The organism is Chloroflexus islandicus (assembly GCF_001650695.1).
GTDB classification, from domain to species: Bacteria; Chloroflexota; Chloroflexia; order Chloroflexales; family Chloroflexaceae; genus Chloroflexus; species Chloroflexus islandicus.
Window position 1 is genome coordinate 1 of record NZ_LWQS01000075.1, and the last position, 22,074, is coordinate 22,074.

At 61.0% G+C, this 22,074-nt stretch carries 13 protein-coding genes; 10 read left to right on the forward strand and 3 right to left on the reverse strand.

Annotated features, from left to right (window positions below):
- The 7 genes from A6A03_RS20920 to A6A03_RS15100 form a co-directional block, all read left to right on the forward strand.
- On the forward strand, positions 1–298 hold a 298-nt coding region (locus A6A03_RS20920; protein WP_245669013.1), incomplete at its 5' end, for a WD40 repeat domain-containing protein.
- Positions 299–319: 21 nt separating this feature from the next.
- Positions 320–1,333 carry a WD40 repeat domain-containing protein gene (locus A6A03_RS15075; RefSeq protein ID WP_066789944.1) on the forward strand — a complete coding sequence of 338 codons (1,014 nt, stop codon included), beginning with the start codon at positions 320–322 and terminating at the stop codon, positions 1,331–1,333.
- Between the two features lie 87 nt (positions 1,334–1,420).
- Entirely contained in the window at positions 1,421–5,710 is a 4,290-nt protein-coding gene (locus tag A6A03_RS15080) for an FG-GAP-like repeat-containing protein (RefSeq protein ID WP_066789946.1), read from the forward strand.
- A 377-nt stretch (positions 5,711–6,087) separates the two neighbouring features.
- Complete coding sequence (locus tag A6A03_RS15085; RefSeq protein WP_066789948.1) at positions 6,088–6,588, forward strand: MarR family transcriptional regulator; 501 nt, start codon at positions 6,088–6,090, stop codon at positions 6,586–6,588.
- Between the two features lie 48 nt (positions 6,589–6,636).
- Positions 6,637–8,442, forward strand: a complete 1,806-nt coding sequence (locus A6A03_RS15090; protein ID WP_066789978.1) for an ABC transporter ATP-binding protein — start codon at positions 6,637–6,639, stop codon at positions 8,440–8,442.
- Between the two features lie 45 nt (positions 8,443–8,487).
- The gene (gene lon, locus A6A03_RS15095; RefSeq protein ID WP_066789949.1) at positions 8,488–10,965 is read left to right on the forward strand and encodes an endopeptidase La; all 2,478 of its coding nucleotides are present in this window, start codon (positions 8,488–8,490) and stop codon (positions 10,963–10,965) included.
- Between the two features lie 50 nt (positions 10,966–11,015).
- On the forward strand, positions 11,016–11,816 hold the full coding sequence (locus A6A03_RS15100) for a carbohydrate kinase family protein (protein ID WP_066789950.1): 801 nt from the start codon (positions 11,016–11,018) through the stop codon (positions 11,814–11,816).
- 1,138 nt (positions 11,817–12,954) lie between these two features.
- On the opposite strand, the gene A6A03_RS15105 is transcribed toward A6A03_RS15100, so the two are convergent.
- A complete protein-coding gene (locus tag A6A03_RS15105; RefSeq protein ID WP_066789951.1) occupies positions 12,955–14,250 on the reverse strand; it encodes an NAD(P)H-dependent oxidoreductase in 1,296 nt (431 codons plus the stop codon).
- A 22-nt stretch (positions 14,251–14,272) separates the two neighbouring features.
- Positions 14,273–14,980, reverse strand: coding sequence for a TetR/AcrR family transcriptional regulator (locus A6A03_RS15110; RefSeq protein WP_066789952.1), 708 nt, complete (start codon positions 14,978–14,980; stop codon positions 14,273–14,275).
- A 220-nt stretch (positions 14,981–15,200) separates the two neighbouring features.
- Here A6A03_RS15110 and A6A03_RS15115 point away from each other — a divergent pair, with 220 nt between their 5' ends.
- Positions 15,201–17,258: an alpha-amylase family glycosyl hydrolase gene (locus A6A03_RS15115; RefSeq protein WP_066789954.1), complete on the forward strand. Its 2,058-nt coding sequence runs from the start codon at positions 15,201–15,203 to the stop codon at positions 17,256–17,258.
- Positions 17,259–17,946: 688 nt separating this feature from the next.
- Here A6A03_RS15115 and A6A03_RS15120 read toward each other — a convergent pair.
- Positions 17,947–19,077, reverse strand: coding sequence for a CRISPR-associated protein Csx3 (locus A6A03_RS15120; protein ID WP_066789959.1), 1,131 nt, complete (start codon positions 19,075–19,077; stop codon positions 17,947–17,949).
- A 256-nt stretch (positions 19,078–19,333) separates the two neighbouring features.
- Here A6A03_RS15120 and A6A03_RS15125 point away from each other — a divergent pair, with 256 nt between their 5' ends.
- Positions 19,334–20,206, forward strand: coding sequence for a CRISPR-associated ring nuclease (locus A6A03_RS15125; protein WP_066789960.1), 873 nt, complete (start codon positions 19,334–19,336; stop codon positions 20,204–20,206).
- A 148-nt stretch (positions 20,207–20,354) separates the two neighbouring features.
- Positions 20,355–22,073 (forward strand): hypothetical protein, encoded by a 1,719-nt coding sequence (locus tag A6A03_RS15130; RefSeq protein WP_245669014.1) that lies wholly within the window; start codon positions 20,355–20,357, stop codon positions 22,071–22,073.
- Position 22,074 lies beyond the last annotated feature (1 nt).

A 22,074-nucleotide genomic window follows, 5' to 3' on the forward strand; every position in this document is an offset into this window, starting at 1 on the left:
CGGCGAGCAGCTTGCCCGCCAGTCGATCGGGACGCAGCCGATCAGTGCGCTGGCCTACACTCCGGCGGGCAGTCTGGTGTTGGTTGAGGGGACGCGCTTGCTTGAAACAAATGGTGTTGACGATGCCTTGGTGTTGTCCACCTTCAGCGCCGCGCTCAACGATCTCTGGCTCAGTCCTGATGGTGCGCTAGCGTTGCTCGCGTCGAATGACGGCAACGATTATCTCGTCAATTTGACCAGTGGCAAGACGATCACCGTGTTGCGTGGCCACACCGATCAAATCAGCCAGACCCGCTGACTGACCAATGGGCGCGAGGTAGTGACCGCTTCATTTGATGGCACAGTGCGGTTTTGGGCCGTGGGTGATATCCAGCAGTTTACGCCGGCGGTGCTGGCCGCCGATCCGCAACGGGGCTTGGTGGCGGTGGGAGGCGAAAATGGCGCGATTGCGCTCTTCCGCGATGCTGCCGGCCCGGCCCAGCAATTGCGCCACCACAGCGATGCGATCGAGCTGTTGGCCTTTAGCCCGGATGGGCGCTGGCTAGCGGCGGCGAGCGCCGATGGCGCAGCCAGTATCTGGGAGGTGGCGACCGGCAGGTTACAAGCAAGCATCCCGCACGAGGCGCGGGTACGCACGGTCGCGTTCAACTCCGATGGCAGTCTTCTGGTGACCAGCAGCCGCCTGCATGCCTTCCTCTGGCGCTGGCAAGAATCGACGACGCGCCCGTTGGTAACGCTCGATCTGAGCCAGTTGATGAAAACCGACATCATCACCGGCGCAGCGATCCACCCAACCCAACCGTGGCTGGCGATTGTCACCCGCGACGGCAAAACCCTGATCTGGGATTACCGGGCAATGCAGGTGGTGGTTGAAGCGGCTGATGACCGCGCCAATGGCCGCGCGCAGTTTAGCCCTGACGGGTCGCTTGTGGTGAGTGAATCGAATGAAGGCACATTGTTGCTGCGTGAGAGCGCCTCGCTCCGCTTGCGTGATTTGCCTGCGACCCATCGCGGCGGCATTGCTGGCTTTGCGTTTGACCCTAGTGGTACACTGATCGCAACGATTGGATTTGATCAAACGGCGAAGATCTGGCGGATTGCTGATGGTGTCGAGATAACCCGGATGGGAACCGATGGCGTACCGGCGGCGATCGCGTTTAGCAGCGCTAGCGACGTAGCGATTGCCGGCGCGAATGGCAGCGTCGTCCGGTTGCCGATTGATGTTGCGCCAGCGCTTGAACTAGCGCTGGTCCGCTCGCGCCGGCCAACCGCCGAAGAGTGTGATCGGTATCAGTTGGCGCGGGAAGATGCTACGCTCTGCGCGAACCCGTGATGTGGGGCGACGGTAATGGGGTCTTAATCGAGGGGAGTACGGTAGCGCTGCGGCACTGCCTGCTCGTCACCCGGTGGGGGAGGGTCTATGGCGCGCCAATTGGTTGCACTATGCTTGGTATTGGTCATTGGGGTGGCCGGCGTTGTTCCCCCGCTGCTGTATAGCCAAGACAGCGCCACGCCGTTGCAGTTGGCTTGGCAGTCAGCGGCTAGCGATGGGTTTACGGCAGTTGCCGTCGTTGATTTCGATAACGATGGCGACGATGATCTAGCGGTTGGCCGGCGTAATCTCCCTACCCAACTGTGGCGCAACGATGGGGTTGATACCAGTGGCCAACCGGTGTTTACCCTGATCTGGAGTTCGACGACAGCGCGGGAAACGGTGGCGCTGGCGTGGGCTGCGACGAGTGGCAACGACCTGCTTTTAGCCGAAGCTAATTATAACGATGTGAGCGTGATCTATCGGGTGACGCCGGTAGGCGGTGGGGTGACGGTGACGGTGCAGTTTACGACCCAACCGCTCTTTGCCCAGACGATTGTCTGGGGCGATATCGATGGCGATAGTGAACCCGATCTGTTCATCGGCAGCGAGCTCGATCCAATCTATTACTACCTCGGCGCGACGATCATCGCTGGCGGGCCGGATTCGCCGCTGGTAGCGGTGCCGGGTAGTTTTACCGCCAGCAGTTTGGCGCTGGCGGATATGAACGGCGATAGCCAGCCTGATCTGGTGGTTGGCTTGCGCGGCGCGCCAACCACCATTTTTCCCGGCGTGCCCACGGCGCCATTTTTTATTGATGTGCCTATTTGGACTGACAACGCAGCCAATACCAATACTCGCGCTGTGCTCGTGGCTGATTTCGATGGCAACGGGCGCAATGACCTCTTTATTGCCAGTGTGCGCGAGAATAGCCGGCTCTACCTGCACCAATCCGATACACCCTTTACCTTGGCGTTGTCGTGGGTGACGGATCAGCGGATAAATGCGATCGCCGCCGCCGCCGCTGATTATAATAGCGATGGCCGGCTGGATGTTGCATTGAGCAGCGAACCGCGCAGCGATGTGATCCAAACCTTGCCCGTCGGCGAGCATCTGTTGCAGAACAACGGCGCCGGCGGCTTTACCCTCGTGGCCACGCTCGCTAATCGCGCTACCAATCTCGGCAGTGTGGCATGGGGCCAGTTGGTGGGCGGCAGCACTCCTGATCTGGCTGTCGTGCGGTTTGGCGCACCAGCGCGCATCTATCGTAACGAGTTGAGCGGCGCGGTGAGCGTCTCGGTGGTTGGTGAACGGGCGGAGCCATCGCTCGGCGCGCTCTTCTTCCGCCAATCCGCCGGCAGTACGGCGCTGGCTGATCCCATCCTTGCCAGTGACCGTCCCTTGCGTGCTGATGCAAGCGGCAATGCCAATTTGACCGGATACGTCAATAACGGCGATGCGGTGGCCGTCTTGCAACCAGTGGGTGAATTACGCACCTTTGCCAGCAGCTATGCCCCCATCCCGATTGCCGCAGACCGGCCTGATCGGATTACCGCCACCCTCACCATTACCCAAACTGGGATTATCCAGTTTATTGATACCATTGCCATCACCGGCACCCATACCTACGTGAGCGATCTCACCATGACGTTAATCAGTCCGGCGGGCACTGCCGTGCGGCTAGTTGATCGAGCATGCGGTGATGCCGATGGGTTTGCGCTGCGCGTCACCGATACCGCACCGGGAGTAAGTTGCCCGCCAACCGGCGGCGCGGTCTTTCGCGCCGTTGATCCGCTTGACCAACTACGCGGCGAACCGATTGCCGGGGTGTGGCAACTGGTGATCGAAGACGATTTTGCCTTTGACGGCGGTTCATTAACGGCGTGGAGCATCAGCGCCTTGGTGAACGAGAGCCCGCTCTACTACACCAACTTCGCTCCCGGCGATCCGCCGGTGTTTTCCGTCCTGAGCGATAGTGCGCCCAATGCCTTGAACGTCAGCGCAGCCAATCCGCTTTTGCTGTTCGATCTTGACGTGTCGCTCGAATGGGATGCGCGTAACGATACTGGTTATCTCGCCCAACTACGCACCGATCTGCGCCGCGTCTCTGAATTGCTCTACGACTGGACGAACGGGCAAGCGGCGTTGGGCCGGGTGCGCATCTTCCATAACCGCGAACGCTGGAATCTGGCCGATGTGCGCATCTATGCCAGCAACCGGTTGCGGCCCAATTCTGATCGCGGCGGCGTGGTGCAGCAGACGACGATCACCACCAACGGCAATGGCGATGAGGTGGTCTTTTATCCGGGCCGGGTGCGGATTGGCGCAACGTGGAACCAGTATGGCGCTAGCCGGGGTGCAATCGGCGAGGATTGGCCGCGGGCGCTCGCGCATGAGCTTGGCCACTATCTGTTCTTCCTGTCAGACAACTACATCGGGTTTGCGACGGTGGGTGGGCGGAAGGTGCTGGTTGGCGTCGAGGGCTGCCTCGGCGCGATGAACAATCCTTACCGCGAAGAAGAGTCGGAATTTCATCCCTTCAACCTCAATTGGGAACGGTTCTGCGCCAATACTCTCTCGCAACTCGAAACCGGTCGGGCCGATTGGGATACTATCGTCGCCTTTTACCCGGCGCTGGCCGCCCGCCGTCCAGACACGCTCAATCAGATCACCGGCCCCAATACGCTGCCGGCCAATCTGACCGAGGTGATTGACATGCCGCTGGATGAACCGGCCCGCACCGTGCGCCAGAGCACCTTCAGCCTGTTATTGGCCTTTGGCGGCGATGAGATCAGGCTACAACCGGATCGCAGCGCGCGCGGATTTCTCTTTGCTGATGATGATGGCAATGGCGTCACCGACCGCCTGATCGATCTGGGTGCGCCGGTGCGCGATCAGCTCGAAGCGCGCGGCGCGCGCCCCGGCGATCGGCTCTGCTTGTTCGAGCCGGCGGTGCGCCGCTTGGGGTGTGTCGAAGCGATTGTCAACGGCCAGACCACCCTCACGGTGGCTGAACGGCCTGATTGGCAGCCCGATATCCGGATCGAGCCGCTCGACGGCCAGCGTATTCGGGTGACGGTGCGAGCGGAAGGGATCAGCGCGCCGTTGCGCGCCCGCCTCTTCCCGCTCGACGGCCAGCCTTCGGCGAGCGTCACCTTGCCGTTCAGCGGCGGAGTCGCGCAAGCAGACATCACGGCGCCAGCGCCCTTCGAGCAGGCCTTGTTGCAGATCTGGGTCGATGAACCGGCGCCGCGCCGCGAAACGGTGACCGATGTGAGCCTGTACTACTACCCGGAGGACACCCCACGCACTACCGCCAGCGGATCGCCGGTGCTGAGCCAACGCCGGCCCTGCAACCCGCGCTTGCAAACCTGTCCCAACGATGCGCCGGCTTCGCTCGACGGGCAAGCGATGGTCTACGATCTGGAAGGGGTGTTTGGGCCGGGAGATCTCATCTCATTTCAGGCGGCCACCCGCGCGCCGGCGGCGCCACCGCCGTGGACGGAACAGGTCGGTTCGGGGTACTGGTTGAGCGGGACAAGCGCCACCAATCTGACCGGCTTTTCGATCAATCTGAGCTATGACGAAGCCAGTCTGCCTCCCGGCACTGCCGGCGGGTTGAGCATCTTTACCTACAACCCGACTGATCAGGCATGGCGCGAACTAGCTGTTTACCGGCGCGATCGCGAGCGGCGCGAACTGGCCGGCGATTCGGCGGGAGCGGGCTTTTACACGCTGCTCACCACACTACGTCCGGCGCTGGGTTGGAACCTGCTTGCCTACCCGTGGGCCGGCGAAACGGTACCGGCTGCCTTCAGCCGGCTCAATGCCGATGCCCGCCACTACCGGATCGTTTACGGCTACGATGAGACACATAACCGCTGGCAACGCTACGATCCAACCGTATCACCCGCCTTTGAACCGCTGGTCAACACACTCACCAGTCTTGCCTTCGGGCGCGGCTATTGGGTGTTCGTCACCGATGCCGGCCCTGCCGGTGCAGCGTCGCTCGCTGGCGCCGCGCTGCAATCGGCGCTGCCGCAGCCGCCCACGACCTACTACGGCTATATCGCGCCACTCGATAACACCACCTTCAGCCCCGGCCAGACCGTCGAGGCCCTGATCAACGGTACCGTGTGTGGTAGCGCACAGGTGCAACTGATCGATGGCAGGCCGGCCTACATCATCGACGTGGCTGCGGCCCAACCGGGCAGCGAAGGCTGCGGCATAGCCGGCAGAACGGTCACCTTCCGCGTCAACGGTCGTGATGTGCGCGGCTCGGCGATCTGGGGCGATCCCGGCGCGCACCGGCTCGATCTCAACCCCACGATCTGGCTGCCGCTCTTGCAGCGTCCGGCAGTGTGTTTGGTGGCGGGGTGTGAGGCTAGCGCACCGTAGCGGAACTCCGCAGGGCATTGCGCTCTCTGGCGTGCGGCAGTTTGACTGCCGTACGCCACCGTATCTGCGTGCGAGCCGTTGATCCGTTGTCCCATTCAATGGCAAGTTTGGTGACGGTTGCCGGAAGCATGGGGCATTGCGCTCTCTGGCGTGCGGCAGTTTGACTGCCGTACGCCACCGTATCTGCGTGAGAGCCGTTGATCCGTTGTTCCATTCAATGGCAGGTGAGGTGACGGTTGCCGGAAGCATGGGGCATTGCGCTCTGTGGAGTGCGGCAGTTTGACTGCCGCACTCCATATTTCGCCTTTACAACGTTGCTTGCTTCTGGTATACTCAACATTGTTGAATATCTATACGCGCTAGCATTAGGGCAACGCATGGCCGAATCGGAACTGCCCAACCTGACCACCGAGCACTCGACGCTCGACGCCATCGAGCAGATGATCCTGCGCATCAGTTGGCTGGCGCAGCGCCAGTTTGTGCAATTGCTCGACGACGACCGGTTCAATCTCACGTTGACCCAGTTCTACACGCTGCTCCATCTGGCCCAAACTAACGGCGAATGCAAGATGTCGGATCTGGCCGAGGCGACGCAGCAGTCGGCGGCGGCACTCACCGGTGTGATTGATCGTCTGCTCGATAAGCAACTGGTCGAGCGTACCCGCCATGAGCGTGATCGCCGGCAGGTGATGGTGCAGATTACAGCGCGCGGCATTGCCATGATTGCCGCCATCAAGCAGGCTCGCCGCGAGCAGATCCACGCGGCGCTTGGCCACTTGCCGGCAGCGGAGGCCGAGCGGTTGCTGGAATTGTTGGAAGGGGTGCTGGCCGGTATGGTGCGGGCCCTCGAACGGAGTGAGACGGGACGGCTGGCTTGAAGTAACGAATCGCAGCAACGTCTGCGTTCGTTCGAGGAGTGATGCTTGGTGCGATTACGGCTGCAATTGACTCGCCCGCCTGCGCTGCCGGAAGGCGCGAGTTGGCAACGTCTGCTTGGCTATCTCCGTCCGTACCGGGGGTGGATGGCGGTCGCGCTGATTGCGATGGTCATCGGCGCCGGCTTGGGCTTGGTGATGCCGTTGGCCATTGGTCAGATCGTCAATCTGATCACCGGCGATCAGGCGCTGCCGATTGCGCAGATTGCCTTGCTGCTGGGCTTGGTGGCAATCGGGCAGGCGGTAGCCGGTCTGATCCAGACCTATAGCTTGACGTTTGTGGGTGAACGGGTAGTGACCGATCTGCGGCTAGCGGCTTACCAGCAGCTTCAGCGGCTTGATCTGGCCTTTTTCGAGCAGCGCCGCACTGGTGAGATTACGTCACGGATTACGAACGACGTGACGTTGATTCAAACGACAGTGACAACCAATCTGGCCACGCTGCTGCAAGGCGTGATCCAGTTGGTTGGCGCGGTAGTCTTGATGATCGTGGTTTCGTGGCAGCTCAGCGGGTTGGCGCTGGTGCTAGTGCCCACGCTGGTGGCGATTGCGATTGTCTTTGGGCGCTGGCTGCGCCGGATCTCAACCACGGTGCAAGATCGGCTGGCCGACGCGACCAGCGTGCTCGAAGAGACGGTGGCCGGGGTGCGGGTGGTGCGTTCGTTCGGGCGCGAGCCGTATGAAATCGAACGGTTTCGGACGGCGATCGAAGCCACCTTTGCCGCAGCGATGAAGCGGGCGCGGGTGCGCGCGCTCTTCCAGCCGGCGATGTCGTTGGCGGTGTGGGCTGTGTTAATCGGCATGCTGGTGATTGGCGGCTATCTGGTGAGCGCGGGCTTGTTGACGCCGGGTGATCTGGTGGCGTTTCTCTTCTACGCCGGTATGGTCGCCGGATCGATGGGCGCGTTTGCCGGCCTGTTCGGCCAAGTGCAAGAGGCGCTCGGCGCAGTGACGCGGGTTTTCGAGCTGCTCGACCAGCAGCCGGCGGTAGCCGATGCACCCGATGCTATCCCGTTGCCGCCGGTGCAGGGCCGGGTCGAGTTTCGCGAGGTGTCGTTCGCCTATCAGCGGGCCGAGAACGGCCAAGCCGCGCCGGTCGTGCTCCGCAACTTCTCGTTGGCGATCGAGCCGGGTGAGATGGTGGCGCTGGTCGGGCCGAGCGGCGCTGGCAAGAGCACCATCGTGAGTCTCATCCCGCGCTTTTACGACGTACAATCCGGCAGCGTCCTCATCGACGGCTATGACGTGCGCCGGGTGCAGATGCGGTCGCTGCGCGAACAGATCGGGATCGTGCCGCAAGAGACGCTGCTGTTTAGTGGCAGCATCCGCGACAATATTCGCTATGGCCGGCTCGAGGCCAGCGATGCCGAGGTTGAAGCAGCGGCCCGCATGGCGAACGCGCACGAGTTCATTTGCCAGTTGCCGGAAGGCTACGATACGCCGGTTGGCGAGCGCGGCGTGCGCTTGAGCGGCGGCCAACGGCAGCGGATCGCGATCGCACGCGCTATTTTGAAGGATCCGCGCATCTTGATCCTTGACGAAGCGACTAGTTCGCTCGACAGCGAGAGCGAGCGGCTCGTGCAAGAGGCGCTAGAACGGTTGATGGCCGGTCGTACCAGCATCGTGATTGCCCACCGGCTGAGCACTGTGCAGCGGGCTGACCGGATTGTCGTGGTGGTGGCGGGTGAAGTGGTCGAAGCGGGCACCCACCGCCAATTGTTGGCCCGCGGCGGGATGTATGCCCGGCTGTACGAACTGCAATTTCAAGCGCCAATGTTGCCCATTGCCGCCGATTAAACCGCAGGAGCAACGTTCACTCTGAACGTAGGAGATACGTAACCTATGAATGAGCCAATGTCACTGTTTGATGATGTGCCTGAAGAGCAAGAAGAGCAATTTGAAGCGCCTGAGCGCCGCTTGCCGATGGTGGTGCTCGGCGAGATGGTGATAATGCCGCACATGACCATCCCGTTGCAGGTGCCGCAGGGGAAGTCCTACCGCGCCATGGAACGGGCATGGGATGAAGATCGTGATGTGTTGTTGATTTTTGTGCGTGAGCATCAGCTCGAAGGCTACAAGAGCAACCAACCGCAGAATCTGCCGCCAATCGGCGTGATTGCCCAATTGCAAGAGTTCGCTAAGCTGAATGACGGCACAGCGCGCGTCATCCTTGAGGGCCAGAGCCGGGCGCAGATTATCGAAGCGGTGCAGATTACCCCCTTCTACCGGGTGCGCTGCCGGCCAGTGACCGATCCGGTCGTCACCGGTCTCGAAGTCGAAGCGCTGATGGAGACGGTCAAGCAGCAGGTTGATGAGTTTGTCGAGCACCTCGGCGAAGTGCCGCAAGAGGCGGTGCAATTCGTGCATCGCATTGACCGTCCGGGCCATTTGGCCGACATCGTGACGTGGGGGCCGGCATTCGACTTCAAAGATCGCCTAGACATCCTCAACACGCTCGATCCGGTCGAGCGCTTGCGCAAGGCGTATCTGGTCTTGGCGCGCCAGCTTGAGCTGCTCAAGCTGCGGGTGAAGATCCAGCAAGATACCAAAGAGGTGCTCGATCAGAGCCAGCGCGAATACTTCCTGCGCGAGCAGTTGCGGGTCATTCGCCGTGAGCTCGGTGAAGACGAAGAAGGCGACGATCCGATCGACGATCTGCGCCGGAAGATTCACGAATTGAATGCGCCGGAGTACGTTAAGAATCAGGCGTTGCACGAGCTCAAGCGGTTGGCCCAGCAGGGTATGAACAACCCTGAGTCGGGGGTGATCCGCACCTACCTCGACTGGATCCTCTCGTTGCCGTGGGCCGACGAGGAGCTGCCTGAAATCAGCATCACCGAGGCGCAGAAGGTGCTCGATGCCGATCATTACGGTCTCGAGAAGGTCAAAGAGCGGATCCTCGAATATCTGGCCGTGCGCAAGCTGGCCGGCGACAAACTGCGCTCGCCGATCCTCTGCTTTGTCGGCCCTCCCGGCGTGGGCAAGACCAGTCTGGGGCGCAGCATTGCTCGCGCGTTGGGCCGCAAATTCGTGCGCACCAGCCTTGGCGGCGTGCGCGATGAAGCCGAGATTCGCGGCCATCGCCGCACCTATATCGGCGCGCTGCCCGGACGGATCATTCAGGCGATGAAGAACGTCAAGTCGAAGAGTCCGGTCTACATCCTCGACGAGGTAGACAAGATCGGGATCGACTTCCGCGGCGACCCGACTTCGGCCCTGCTCGAGGTGCTCGATCCTGAGCAGAACAATGCGTTCAGCGATCACTACCTTGAGATCCCGTTCGATCTCAGCAAAGTGATCTTCATCGCTACCGCCAACCAGCTCGAACCGATCCCGCTGCCGCTGCGCGATCGCATGGAGATCATCGAGATCAGCGGCTACACCGAGGATGAGAAATTGGAAATTGCGCGCGGCTTCCTCATTCCCAAGCAGCGCGAGTTCCACGGTTTGCAAGAGGAGCAGATCGAGTTTACCGAGGGTGCGATCTTGAAGCTGATTCGCGAATACACCCGCGAAGCCGGCGTGCGCAGCCTCGAGCGCGAGATTGCTAGCCTCTGCCGCAAGGTGGCGCGGCAGGTGGCCGAGCAGACCGAAGCGAGCGGCGAGACGCCGCCAAAGGTAGTGATCGACGAAGCGGCAGTGGTCAAGTACCTCGGCCCTGAGCGCTTCACCTTCGGGATGGTCGAAGAGCAAGACGAAGTCGGTGTGGCGACCGGTGTGGCGTGGACGAGCGCCGGCGGCGATATTCTCAGCATCGAGGTGTTGCCGTTTAAGGGCAAGGGCCAACTGCAACTGACCGGCCAGCTCGGCGAGGTGATGAAAGAGAGCGCGCAAGCGGCGGTCAGCTATGTGCGGTCGCGCGCCGCCGATTTCGGCATCGATCCCAATACCTTCGAGGAGACGAATATTCACATTCACATCCCCGAAGGAGCGGTGCCGAAGGATGGCCCTTCGGCGGGGATCACGCTGACGACGGCGTTGGTCAGCGCGCTCACCGGTACGCCGGTGCGGCGCGACGTGGCGATGACCGGCGAGGTGACGCTGCGCGGCAAGGTATTGCCGATCGGCGGCTTGAAAGAGAAGACGCTGGCCGCGCATCGGGCCGGCATCCGCACCTTCATCTTGCCGAAAGAGAACGCCAAAGACATCAGCGAGCTGCCGGAGAAGGTGCGGCGCGAGCTGAACCTGATCCCAGTCTCGTCGATGGATGAAGTGCTGCGGATCGCGCTCAGCCGGATGCCCGCACCGGCCAACACTCAGAACGGGTCGCACGCGAACAACAACCGCGGCCAGCCTTCACCGGCGCCGGCGGGTGTGTGATAACAGCGGAGGGGCGGCGCTTGCGTCGCCCCTCTGTTATTCCCGATCCTATGTCCCCCATTCTCTGCTACGGTTCAATCTGCGCCGATCTGCGCATCTGGCTGCCGCGCTGGCCCACGCCGGGCAGCGGCGTGCATGCCCTGCGCAGCGCTTGGTCAGCGGGCGGCAATGCGCTCAACGAGGCGCGTGCGTTGGCGCGATGGGGAGCGCCGCTGCACCTCTACGGCGACCGGTTGGGATACGATCCGGCGGGTGAGGTGGTGGCGGCAGCGTTGCATACCCTCAAACTGGCAGCGCATATCGAACGTGATCTAGGCAGCGTTACCCCCATTTGCCACATCCTCATCACACCTGATGGCGAACGCACGATCATCGCCCTCCGGGACGGAACCACCGCCGCGCCGCCGTCGCCGGCAGCGATAGCCGCGGCCCAAATCGTCAGCGTGAGCCGTTACGGCCTGCATACCGCAGAAGTCGCGCAAACTGCGCGCCAGCTCAACCGGTTAGTCGTCGCCGGCGATGCGTTTGATCCAGCCGAGCCGCTCACGCAGGCTGCCAATGTAATTGTCACCTCGGCGGCATTGCTCGGCCCCAACCCGCACGAACGGGCCGCGGCGCTGCATCGGGTACGAGGCGCGCCGGTCTTTGTGACGGCTGGTTCACAGCCGGCGCGCGTGTTGGTGGCCGGCCAATGGCACGCGATAACGCCGCCAGCACAGACCGTTGCCGACACCACCGGCGCTGGCGACATCTTCCGCGCCGGTGTGGTCTATGGCTTCTGGCAAGGTTGGGATTGGCCGGCGATCTTGGCATTTGCCGCGCATGCGGCTGCTGAGCAGATTGCGGTGTAAGCAGGTGTGTGGCGTAAGTCTCCCCCGATAGCGGAACCAACCAGCTCAGGCATAGCTGGGCAGGAAACCCGGCCCTGAAGGGCCGGGCTAGGGTTACGAAGCCCGCTGCGCGGGCTGATGCCCTCACCCCCCAACCCCCTCTCCCACCTTTCGGCGGGAGAGGGTGAGCGACCGGGTAAGCGGGAGAGGCACTACTCACGCGGGATGCGGCAGCGCCCCTCTCCCGCGCCAGTGGGAGAGGGGCAGGGGGTGAGGGTATACCATCTCCCGCTTTCCGATTGTCATTGCGAGGGAGGGGCGGCGTCCCGCCACGCTGGGAGCTGCCCAACCGAAGCAATCTCCCCCGATAGCGGAACCAACCAGCTCAGGCATAGCTGGGCAGGAAACCCGGCCCTGAAGGGCCGGGCTAGGGTTACGAAGCCCGCTGCGCGGGCTGATGCCCTCACCCCCCAACCCCCTCTCCCACCTTTCGGCAGGAGAGGGGGAGCGACCGGGTAAGCGGGAGAGGCACTTGCTCACGCGGAATGAAGCAGCGCCCCTCTCCCGCGTGAGTGGGAGAGGGGCAGGGGGTGAGGGTATACCATCTCCCACTGTCCGATTGTCATTGCGAGGGAGGGGCGGCGTCCCGCCACGCTGGGAGCCGCCTGAACGAAGCAATCTCCCACTGTCCGATTGTCATTGCGAGGGAGTGGCAGCACCCAGCCACGCTGGGTACTGCCCGACCGAAGCAATCTCCCGCTGTAGCGGAACGAACCAGCTCAGACATAGCTCTCGTGCTCGCGGGAGATTGCCTTCGCTGCCGAAGGCGGCTCGCAATGCCATGTGGGGAGCGGCGGCGCGCCCATCTGTCATGGCGAGGGCGCGCAGCGCCCGAAGCAATCCCCTGCTGAAGCGGGTGGGACGCCTCGCCGGGAACGACAAACCAGCACTGGTGTGGCGGAACCCAAGGCCGGCAGCGGTTGTTCCCGTGCTCGCGGGGGATTGCCGTCGCTGCCGAAGGCGGCTCGCAATGCCATGTGGGGAGCGGTGCTTCCCCAAAACCCTTTGCGTTCTCTGCGTCCTTCGCGCCTTTGCGTTAAGCATCTCTGCGTCTTGGCGGAGCCAGACAGACGTCCGGCTCGCCTTTCCCAATACCGGCTCACTTCGCGCGATACGGTTGCCGGTACAGCTCGCTGTGAACACCCCATCGCATGGCTTGCAGATGCCAGCCGGCACTGCCTACCAGCCGGTAGATCCATGCCGGAACAACATTGCGGTTCAGCCGGTCTTGAGCGGCAGCGGGGATCGGTTGCCCCTGCGCCAACGCTTCAGCCGCCAGCGCCAGCGCTGCACGGATTGGCATCGCTCTCCCATCCATACCAGCTAACGGATCGCCATGCACCAGCTCGCCGCCGCCGAGCGCCAACCCGCCTTGCCAAGTGAAGCCAGCGGTTTGGGCAAACTCGGCGCAGATCGCCAGCGCATTTGCGAGCTGGTGCGCTTCGGGGAAGCCACAATTGCCGATCACGGCAAAGCGTTGGGGTTGGACTGGATGCGCACGGGCAGCGAGCAGTTCGAGGAACCGGATCACCGGCGCGGGGAGCGTATCGATGTAGAGTGGGAAGGCCAGCACAATCAGATCGGTCGTGTCGAGTTGGTCGAACAGCGCTTGCAGCTTGGCCGGCTGGCCGAGCGTGGTGTAGAGAAATGCAGTATTGGTGGCGACGCCGCGTGCGGCGAGTTGTTGCATCAGATACTCACCCAGTGAATGCGAAGTGCTGTGGCGTGTGCGGGGACTTCCCACCAGCAGCACGGCAGTGTGCGGCGGGGTATCGAAGGTAACGCTGGCTGGCAGTGCCGGCAGCTCTGGGGTGCTCATCGTCTCGGTGTGGGTGATAGCCGTGAGTGCAGCGGCCATCTGCGCGGTGAGTTCGGCTTCCGCCGGATCGCCGGTGACAATCGCGCAGTGCGTGACAGGAGCGTAAAAGTTGAGGCTATTGCGCCAGACGAGATGGCGAAAGATCGCTTCGCGGCGCGGATCTGCTTCGGCTTGCCAGCCAATCGCCAGCAAGCTGGGGTAACGCTCATAGCGCCGCTCGTGGTGGGTTTCATTGTTGAGGGTGACGAAAAAGGGGGCGATATTCTGAATCTGATGATCGACCGCTTGCTTGAGCAGCGAACTATACCCGCCGAAGGTAATCGGTGTTACATACACCACCAGATCAGCCGCCATCATAGCTGCCGCAATCGCGCGATTGTCATCGGCCACGATACACTGGCCGGGATTGCGCACCCAACAGAAGAAATCGCCGGCGCAGTTGCCAATCTTGTGCTCGCGGAGGGTAATGATGCGGGTATCATGGTGGTGGGCCGCAAGCTGATCAAGGAGCGCCTGCCTCACCCGTTCCCCGCGGCGGTCACCGGCAGCGGAACCGTCTAAGATTACCGTATTCATCACGATTCTCCTCCCCAATCCTCTATTGATCACCCTCCGCTAAAGTGGCCACAAATTGGTGCTGAATGCGATCGAGTTCATACCGGTACAGGGCCGCGCCATCGGCGCCAAACGGCGGAATTTGATGGCCGATTTCAAGCGAGACGAAGCCGTGAACGCGGGCCCAAATCACAATCGCGAGGGCGAAACTCTGCGGATCGCAGTGGCCGCCGTAACGCTGCCACTGCGCGAACATTGGTTGATAAGCCGGATGAATCTCAGGGAGCCGCGGCGCGCGTAACCGGCCCGCCAGCCGCAATGCCTCGATCACGCTCACCAACGCGCTCAAGGCGCGCGCCGCTGCCGGCAGCACCTGCTCGACCGGCGCGACATAACCGGGAATCGGCGTGCCAAAGATGAGCTGGTACCGTTCCGGGTACGTGATCGCCCACTGCCGGTAGGCGATGCCAGTGGCATGCAATCGACCAACGAGGTCATCAGCCGGAACTGCGTCGCGCGCGGCTAATTGCGCGTCGCCGAACGAGGTGTACGCATCGATGATCAGCGCCGTCACCAGCGCATCACGGTCAGGGTAGTAGTTATAGATTGCCGGCGCAGTAATACCGATGGCGCGGGCAATTGCGCGCAGACTCAGCGCCGGTGCGCCGTATTCGGCGATTTGCTGCCATGCGGTTTGTTTGATCACCTCCGGCAGATGAGGCATCTGTTGGGTTTTGGGTGGGCGCGGCATTGCAGTACTCGCAAAAATAAACGTTGTTTACTTACAGTGTAAGTATACCATTGCGTCCAACGAAAGCAAAGGAAAGATTCGATAACCAGCGACGTGCGCAGAGCGAGGCTACAGCAGAGTAGTCTCGACGCTTCGTGTTATAATCTCTCCACTATGCGCGCGTGAGCGTCGCACACATATCGCCAACTCAGAACCCTCTGCCGGCGACACCGGTTGCTGCATGAGTTACGAACTCTCTGAACAGTCCGATCACATCATTCTCCGCACCAACGATTACACGCTTGGCTGGTCAACCGACAGCGGCGCATTAATCCATCTCCAACGCCATGACAGTTTGAATGTTCTGGGGCATGGCCCGGCGATCGCCGGGGTTGATGTCGCGTTGGGCGGGCCGGCGAGCTGGATCACCAGCCGCACCTTTGCCCGCTATCTGTGGCATCGGGTGAGCGCCAACGATGATCAGCTTGTGATGACGATCATCGTTGGGCTAGGCCCGCTCAAAATCTTCGACCATTATCAGATCGGGTGCGACACTATCAAGCGTTGGATCGAGATCGAGAATGTCAGTGGCGATGATCTGCGGCTTTACGGTGTGCGGTTGGTAGTACCGCATGCTCGGGTCGGCGAATCGAACCATTGTCTCTTCGAGGCGCCGGGCAATAGTGTGCGGCCCCGCGCGCCACTAGCGATTGCGGCGACCCAAGATCGCACCATTCTCCCGCGCCGCTTTTTCGCGCCGGGTTTGCGGGGCGGCAGCGCCTTCGAGCCGGCGCCAACGCAGGGGGCGGGGGTGATGGCGTTGTGGAACGACGAACTATCGCTGACCCTACTGTGCTGGTATGCCGGTGATGATGAAGCGGCGCTGCCCTACGTGCAAGGCGGTCACGAAGCGGTGTCGTTAGCTTATGAGGTTGCGGTAGCGAGCTGGCTGCGTTCTGATCAGCGGTTAACGGTCGGGCCGCAACACATTGTGTTGGTAGCGCAACCGTGGCCGGAGGCGCTGGCGGTTTACCGTGCGCTGACGCCATTGCCACAGCCGCCAGCGGCATGGCTGCGCGATGCTGTGCTATACGTCGCCGATCTGCGCCAATACGGCGGCGCCGATGGCTTATGTGCGCACCTACCGGAATTGGTAGCGCTAGGGGTTGATACGCTCGGCCTGTTGCCGTGGCATACGGTTGGTGAGCGACCGCACTTGATCAGTGACCTCGAACGGATCGATCCGGCATGTGGCGATGAGCCAGCCATTCGCCGCCTGATCGAAACCGCCCATCAGCATGGGATGCGGGTGTTGCTCGATGTGGCGATGCAAGGCTGCGCCCCCGACTCGCGCTACCTCAACGAACACCCCGAATGGTTTGTGCGCGACGACGCTGGCGCGTTCGCGATCGGCATTCCGTCCGATGCTCCGGCAGCGGCGCGCCATCCCGGCGTGGCGTTGCTGGCCGGCGGCTACCATTTCGACTGGACGCGGAACGACTGGCGGTTGTACTGGCAGCAGTGGGTGATTGCGCAGGTCGATCACTTTGCGCTTGACGGCTTGCGGGTAGTGGCGCCATACCCGGCTGCCCCAGCGTGGATCCGCCGGCCACCGTTGCAGGCCAGCGCCGGCGCCGCATTGATGGCCCAAGCTGTGAGCGAAATCGCTGCCGCGCGCCCGCATCTGACCGTTCTCTGCACCCTATCCGGGCCGCGTTCGGCCCAATGTGCCAGCGGCTGGTTCGATTATCCCAGCCATCACATGCTGATTCACCTTGCTATGCGCCGGATCACACCGGCTGAATGGTGCGCCTATCAAGCTGATTACGCCGAACTCTACCCTCCCGCCTACCGCATCGGCTTCCTCGAAATGCACGATACTGCCGACTGCAACCCGCTGGCCGACGGCTTACGCGGCTCGCGGCTGGCGCAGGCGTTATGGGCCGTGATGCTGTTCAGCGGCTTGACGCCGGCACTTTGGAATGGGCAAGAGATTGCCGATCATCACCTCTTGCCGCGCCTGCTCAACCTCTGGCGGCGCGAACCGGCGCTGCGCCATGGCGTGATCGATTGGCAGCCGTTCAGCGCTACCCCAAATGATGTGCTCGCCATCCGCCGCACCCTCGGCGAGCGCAGTCTGATTGGCGTGGTTAATCTCGGCGCGCTGCCGAGCCGCTTCATTGCCACCCAACGCCTCGGCGGCGACATCCTCGGGCTCTTCCCACTCATTCGCGAGCGGCGCGGGTTGGGGGAAGAGGTGCGGTTAGCGCCGTTTGGGATCTATTGTTTTGAAGGGTGAGGGTCAATCACAAAGGCGCAAAGCAAGCAGAGGCGCAGAGGATTCAAACGCAAAGGCGCGAAGATCGCAGAGGGCGCAGAGGGTTGTGGTAGGGAATAGCCGCAAAGAGACACAAAAGACACATATGTAACCATTCTTTGTGTCGTTTGTGAGTTTTTGTGGCTATTATTGCTCCCGCTCCAGTTGTCATTGCGCGCCGAGCGGTGATGTTGCCCCCACCCCCGACCCCTCCCCCGCTGGGGGAGGGGAGTAGCCCTCACCCCTAGCCCCGCTCCCGCTTTCTCAGGCCTCTGCCGCAACCCACGCGGCTCCCCTCTCCCGCCAAAAGGTGGGAGAGGGGGGCCGGGGGGTGAGGGAGTCAACGCAAAGGCGCCGAGGATTCAAACGCCAAGGCGCGAAGATCGCAGAGGGCGCAGAGGGTTTTGGGGGAAGCGTCACTTCCCCTTTGTCATTGCGAGCCGCCGGAGGCGGCGAAGCAATCCCCTGCGAGGGCGAGAGGCGCACCCATTGAGCCATTGGTTGCGCTGAAGGGGGAGATTGCTTCGGTCGGGCGCCACCCAGCGCGGCTGGGTGCCGCCGCTCCCTCGCAATGACAGCAGGCCATTTGGGCGATGGTGTACCCTCACCTCTCTCTCCGCTCTTGCCCGGCGGGAGCGAGTCACTGCGGGTCACTGCTGGATACCACTCTTCACCCGATCCGCACCACATCCCCAAGGCGATACTGCTCATCGCGGCTCAGAACGATAATCCCGTTGCTGTACTGTTGGGCTTGCACCACGGCCAGCCACGGATGCTGGCGATAGGCGAGCGCCAGCCCGACCAGCAACCAGAGCGGCAGCTTGCCGCTGAGGATCACGCCGCGCTGCGGATCGAGGGCAGGGGCAATCATGTGCTGCAGCTCGTCATAATCGAGATGGGGTTGGGCCGGCTTGGCCTCTAGCCACGTGAAGCCAAGCTTGGGGGTTAGCGTCCATTGCAGCGCGGCTGACGGCTGATCACCACGTTCTACCACTGGCGGCTGCACCCAACCCAAGCGCGGGTCAAACAGAAACACCGGTTGCGGTGCAGCGTGCAACGCGAGCGCGGCGTACAGCCAATTTGGGCCGCGCCCATGGATCGAAAGATCGGCAGGCGGAATCTCGGCTAAGACACGGGGCAGGTCAGCCGGTTGCCAGCGCGTGATACCATCAGCCCGCGCAAGCTGGTCAAGATCGACGATCAACTCGGTTGGCGCCTGTTGAAACAGCCGTTCCCGCAGCTCTTCCGGCGTGAACGCAAACAGATGTTGCAAGCGCTCGGCCAGCTTCTGCACCATCACCCCATCGGGCAGATGCTGCCGCTCTAACTTGCTTATGACACCGCGCAACACCGGCGTTGCCTCATCGATCCGATCCTCGCCATACAACACCGACTGCAATTCGGCGATCAGAATCAACCCGCACCGCTCAGCGCGCTCACGCCACTCGGCCAACCCCTCCGGCGTAGCCGCCAGCAGCACTGCGTGAGTGCAAGCGCGCAAAATCTGCTCTTGCTCAAGCGTTGGCTTACCTCCCACATCAACCAACAACGGCAAATGGCGGCGCTCAATATCACGGCGCACCCGCTCGACGAACGCGCTGCTGAATTGGCCCTTCTGGCGCAACAGCCGCACCTGATCCGCCGGCGTCTCTTGGCTCCAATCACCTTCGCCATCGGGGCAAGCCCGCAACACATAGTGAGCTGCCTGCGCCTGCCGCAGCGCCTGCGACAGCGCATACACCAACACCGACTTGCCGCTATGGGGCGGGCCGCCGATCATCACTGCCGGAAATGGATTCATAGGATACATATAGAAGGACTAATCTGTTTGCAACGACGTTTGCCACTCTTGCCCTTGCCCAGCCCTCTTTCAAGCATAGCGCTTTGGAATGCGCTCGACCTTGCCTTGTTCTGGTTTGACCCTCATTTCTCCCAAAACCCTTTTCCCACTAGGCAAGAGCCAACCCTGTTTCGCGTCTCTTGGCGGCAATTCGCCCCACCACCCTTGCACCAGATATGCTATCATAAAGCGCATCAAGTTTAAGCCAAGCACATGTATGACGCTGCATCAACCAGTTACGCTGATCGCCACCCTCGGCGGCCAGCCCCAAGTCGTCACCTTCGCCCTCGATGCGCTGCTCGCACAGGGTGAAGCCATCAGCGAAGTCTACGTCTTGCACCTCTCGTTTGCCAACCCGCGCACCCGGCAGGCATGGCAGCGGCTGCAAGCCGAATTTGTTGACGACTACTATGCCGGACGGCGCTGCCGGCTGCGTCATGTCCCGATCACCCGCAACGGCAACGAACTTGACGATATCCGCAATGAAAGTGACGCCGAGGCAGCCTTTGCCGCCATCCGCGATCTCATCGTCAGTCTCAAAACCGAAGGTCGCCGGCTGCACCTCTGCATCAGCGGCGGGAGGCGCATGCTCGCCCTGTTGGCCACCGCAGTCATCACCATCTTCGGCGACTTCAGCGACCGCCTGTGGCACATGCACACCCCCGAAGCGACGCTAGCGCGGGTCAAAGACGGCGCGCAGATGCATGTCAACCCTGAAGACGGCGTGCGGCTGATAACCGTCCCGCTCAACCCGTGGGGGGCCTATTTCCCCGCCCTGCGCGATCTCGCCCAACTCACACCGGCTAACCTGCCCGTCTATTTGCGCCAATTCACCGCGGTCGAAGACCCGCGCTGCCGCCGAGTCTGGGAACAACTCAGCCCGCGCGAACGCGACGTCCTCCGCGCCTTCGCGCAAGGCCTGCGCCCCGACCAAGTCGCCGAACGGTTATCAATCTCGCTCAGCACGGTCAACACGCACAAAACCAACATCCTCGCCGAATGCCGGAATGTGTGGGAGGTACCGCCTGAAGAGACGCTTAACTACCGCTTCATCCGCGAACACTTCGCCACCTTCATCGAACGAGTATAGCAAACCGCTCGCGCCGGCGGATCAGCAGTGGTGCTGAGGAACAATCAACAGTTGTGGGGATGGATACGGTGGGGAGGGGTGGTAGAGTTTGGGGGAGTGATTTGAAAATGGAGCGAAAAAGATGGGTCAACAGCTAACGAAAAGAAATGTGACAGACCGCACCCTCGAGTACTGGGAAGAGAAACCCGGTTACTGGTGCTATATTGATGAATTGCTTGGTGAGGAATTAAAAGCGGCAAAAAACGATAATCCGCGCCGTTTGCAAGGCGTTGGACGGCCTGTTCATACGTTAGCATTAACAGTTGGTGAGTCGTTTGAACCCTTATTGCAAACTATTTGTGTCTTGCGACCACAACGAATTATTTTGATTCTCAATCAACGTTACGGTAATAAGAAAGGTAAGGAATACGGCCATGATTTGAGCCAGCTCATCTTGTATTTAGTTGGCAATCCAAACTTACCTGAAGAGTTCCGTCCGCAATTATCGAAAAAAGATATTCAGATACGCGAATTACCGGCGGACTCACCCACCCAAGTGTTCCGAACGCTTCTTGAAGAATTTCAAAAATCGGAAGCGCAACCGCCTGCAGGCTATACCAACGTGGTCGATATTACCGGCGCAAAGAAAAGCATGATTGCTGGCGCGTTTTTCTACGCTGCCCACTCAGGTTTGCCGATCACCTACGTCGATTTCGATAAGTATGATCCAGATTGGCGCCGTCCGTATGGCTACACCTGCAAGATCGGCCAGATTGCCAATCCCTACGAAGCCTTCCACCTGCGCGATTGGGAGCAGGTGCGGCGGTTGTACGAGAGTTACAGCTTTCGGAATGCGCTAGCTATGCTAGGCAAAGATGAAACAAGCGGTATTCGTGGTGCAATGGCATGGAAAATCGATGATACGGCGGGTGAACCGCTGTTTGAAAAAAGTGATCGAGATAAGGTTACAGTAGTAGCTCGTCTCTTTGAGATGTATGAAGCATGGGAAAATGGTGACTATGCGCTTGCCAAGCAAATGCGAGATAGTTTCAATCCAAGGTTGCCAGATGATGTCGTGCCATGGAGTATTGACGAGTTAGGTGATATTTGGCCCAGTGTTGCCTTGACCGTCACAGCAAACCAAGCAGCGCTTGAGCTGCTCAACAAGCATCTTGCGCTGAAGCAAGGTTTATCTAAGCAAGGTTCATCTAGTCCTGCTGATTCGCTGTTTGCCCAGCCGAAGCGACTGCTTGCTTATGTTCGCGATGAGCTAGCAAAGATCGAGCGATTGATCGAGAAAAACGAGGATTATCGTTCAGCCTATTTACGGGCAGCCGCGCTCGAAGAGTTTCTGTTGAAGGCTCGGTTATGTATAAGTTGGTTAAACAATAGTCTTGATATTGAAATAGGCAACAATCCACCGGTAACGGTGTTTACTCTGTCACAGACTGACCAAATCGATGGTTTCAAGAACCTCGTTGAGCACAGCGGTGCGGATAGTATGCGTAACACATTGGCGAGAGGGAGCCGTCTTAACTTAAAACAAGCTGGGATGAAGGTAAGACTAGGATCAAATGCCCCGTCTTTGCATCCGTATTGGAGCGGAACGACGCTGGACATAGACGTGGTACAACACGGCAGCACGCCTTGCTTTACTAAACTTCGCGGTGAGGCTATTCATACGCATCTCTACCTGCCCCGTTCGATTGCAGAAGCTGCGCTAGAGTTGGTGCGTGCCGCAGTTGATGAATTTGAGCGTAACTGGCTTGAACACTTTCATCCCGGTATTCTAGCTAATACTCAGAACAAAGTGATAGCAGCACCCGCATGGCCTCGCTTGTGTGAGGTGTGTGAATTGACATTCTTGCCGCCGCGCTTGCGTTCTTAAG